Here is a 2,773-nt window from a genome sequence, read left to right on the forward strand (position 1 = left end):
TCATTGTATGTTGATTATTTTCGGGGATTTGTTTCTAAACTTCCGCCTGGTTGTCATTACCTTTTTTATCGTGATAGTCAATATAGTTACACTATGTATTTTAGTGTGGATATTCAAAAAAGTGGTAATGTGATCTCTGGCTATGCTCCTTTTTATCGTCTTACGTTATCTAATAACTATAATAATGATATACGTTTTTCTACTGGTATGGAAAACTTTTCGGAAAATATAACAACTGGTATGTATTACAGTGATTTTTCAGGTTTGCCGGATCTTCGGACAGGGGGTTATTATGAAACACTTTCACTTATATTTACGTTGTGTTTTATTTTTTTGTTTGCTTTGCTTTTTATCATGTTTAGATTGCCGAAACACTATCGCCTCCGTTAAGGGGATTAATGTCGATGTTAATACAAAGAATATTTTACGTAATTCGAATGATTCTAATTCTATTTCAATTTCAAAATTTGTGGATATTATACCCACGATATCAGCTAATACTGGTTATATCAAAACTTTTAATAACGGAATCGCTTCGTTTTCAACCTCTATTACTGGTTATTATGATATTCCTTTTAAGTTTGATCTTCCTTCATGTGCTGATTCATACTATGGATATTTTGCTATTGAATCGCAATTTCAAGTTGATATGGATGATGTGTTTTCTAATATGGACGATGGTTATTTTTCATTTGGTCAGCCGTCTGTTATTGGCTTATTGCCCTCATCTGTTGGTGCAGTTTCTTCATTAGTTTCTGATAAGTTTCATTTTCCGACAGATGGCACATTTTTTGCACCATCTTTATATACAACATTGACTTTGCATGGTTTACCTGCTTCAGGTGATTGTGTTGTTGGTTATACTGTGCGTGTTCCATTTTCTATAACATTTGTTTCTCGTAGTGCAAACTCTGTATCTCTTGAAAATAAGTTTTATCAACAATTATTATCTACTTCTTTGCGTGTTTTTCATGGTTATAACAATGTTGAAACTTATCCGGTTCCCCTGATCGGTGACGTTGAGAGTATAAAAAACTATATGCCTATGTTTCAAGATCATTTTGGGAAGATGAGAGAAAATCAGAAACAACAATTAGAAAAAGCAGAAGAGCAGCTTAATGAACAAAAGAAGCAAGGTGAAGAAAAACGAGGATTTTTTAAGACTATTGTAGATTGGGTAACTGGTTTTCCTGATATGCTGGTTGGTATTGTTATTCCTAATAATGATGTTATCCCGATATTTTTAAATGATATGACAGAATTTTTAAATGAGCATCTTGGTTTTGTTATGTTTCCTTTTAATTTATTTGGGAAATTTTTGGATGTATTTTACACTTCTTCAGATGATACATCGTTAACATTTCCTGGTTTTTCTATTATGGGTCATACAGTTTGGGAATCCCAGGAGTTTGATTTGGCGAGTGTCTTTTATCATATGGGGTCTGCTGGTGATACTTTACAGGATGCTATTCATTTTATTTTCTCTGTTATTATGGTTGGGGCTTTTGTCAATCTATGTTACAAGAAATTTTCTAGTGTGGTGAAGGGAAGTGAAGCGGATTGATTATTCAAGGTTTATTGAATGTTGTAAAGTTTTTGATCAACATTATTTTTGGTTGGATTCATTTGCCAGCTGTTCCGGATCAGATTGTCAGTATTGTCGATCGTGTTTTGCTTTATGTTAAATCTGGTTTGGGGTTGTTGTGGCTGTTTGTTCCATTCGAACTTGTTAAGGTGATGATACCGTTGGTGATTGCTGTTGTAAATTTTGACAAACTTTATTCTTTTGCTGTGTGGGTTTTGAAAAAGATACCTATGCTTGGAATTGAGTGAAGTGTGGGCAGGAGGTGTCCGCACTGCGGACCCCCGGCACGCACAAGGGACGGCATAGCCGTCCCTGTTACTTGACAATAGCAACACTTCTTACCCATTTAAGGAAGAAGGTGCGTAATTGAAAGATGATAATGCTTATAATTTTCGTGTAATTGATTATGGTGATTCTGTTCAAGTTCGTTTATATTCTACACCAGTTTTGCGTGGTGGTCAAGTTTCTAAGCTTGACCGTTTACAGTTGCATGATGTTTCAGATGATGAGTTTGACGAGCTTCTTGAACAGAAACGTCAAGAAAGAAGTATAAATTCTAGTGTTAATAGGACAAAAAATAGTATATATGCTGTTGCTCGTGCGAATGAATGGGAATTTTTTGTGACACTTACTTTTGATCGTTCTAAAGTAGATAGTTCGGATTATAATTTAATTTCTAGTAAATCACGTAAATGGTTAAATCATTTAAAAACTCGGTATGCACCGGATTTAAAATATTTAGCTGTTCCAGAGTTGCATGCTGATGGCAAACATTGGCATATACATGTTTTATTGTCTAATATAGGTAGTATAAAATTAGAAGATAGTGGGATTGTGAAAGCTGGTAAGAAAATTTATAATTTGCCTGGGTGGAAGTATGGTTTCTCAACTGCCAGTATGATAGAATCATCTGAGCGTGTTTCTTCGTACATATGTAAATATATAACAAAGGAATTGGCAACATTAACACAACATAGAAAACGGTTTTGGTCATCTGCAAATTGTGTTCGTTTTAAAGATTGTGTTTCTGATGAGTTCTTGGACGATCCCGGCTTGATTTTTGAGAAGTACGGTGATAGTATAGATTACATTAAAAAGGTAAAATGTCCTGTAGTGAATCGCAGTGTGACATATGTTGAAATCAGTAAAGAAGTGAAAACCGAAAAACTGTGATCTATTTGAAAAACT

4 protein-coding genes are annotated in these 2,773 nt (G+C 34.3%); all 4 read left to right on the top strand.

Annotated elements, in window-relative coordinates; all coding sequences use genetic code 11:
* Positions 1 to 390, top strand: a 390-nt coding sequence (locus LKD42_RS14875) for a hypothetical protein (RefSeq protein ID WP_248836147.1), incomplete at its 5' end; no start/stop codon positions are given.
* Positions 293 to 1,564: a hypothetical protein gene (locus tag LKD42_RS14880; protein ID WP_248836148.1), complete on the top strand. Its 1,272-nt coding sequence runs from the start codon at positions 293 to 295 to the stop codon at positions 1,562 to 1,564. The genes LKD42_RS14875 and LKD42_RS14880, both read left to right, overlap by 98 nt.
* Positions 1,561 to 1,833, top strand: coding sequence for a hypothetical protein (locus tag LKD42_RS14885; RefSeq protein WP_248836149.1), 273 nt, complete (start codon positions 1,561 to 1,563; stop codon positions 1,831 to 1,833). Before LKD42_RS14880 ends, LKD42_RS14885 begins: the two co-directional genes overlap by 4 nt.
* 118 nt (positions 1,834 to 1,951) lie before the next feature.
* Positions 1,952 to 2,758 (top strand): rolling circle replication-associated protein, encoded by an 807-nt coding sequence (locus LKD42_RS14890; RefSeq protein ID WP_248836150.1) that lies wholly within the window; start codon positions 1,952 to 1,954, stop codon positions 2,756 to 2,758.
* Positions 2,759 to 2,773 lie beyond the last annotated feature (15 nt).

Origin of the sequence: Hominisplanchenecus faecis (genome assembly GCF_020687205.1) — a bacterium.
In the GTDB taxonomy this organism is placed as follows: domain Bacteria; phylum Bacillota; class Clostridia; order Lachnospirales; family Lachnospiraceae; genus Hominisplanchenecus; species Hominisplanchenecus faecis.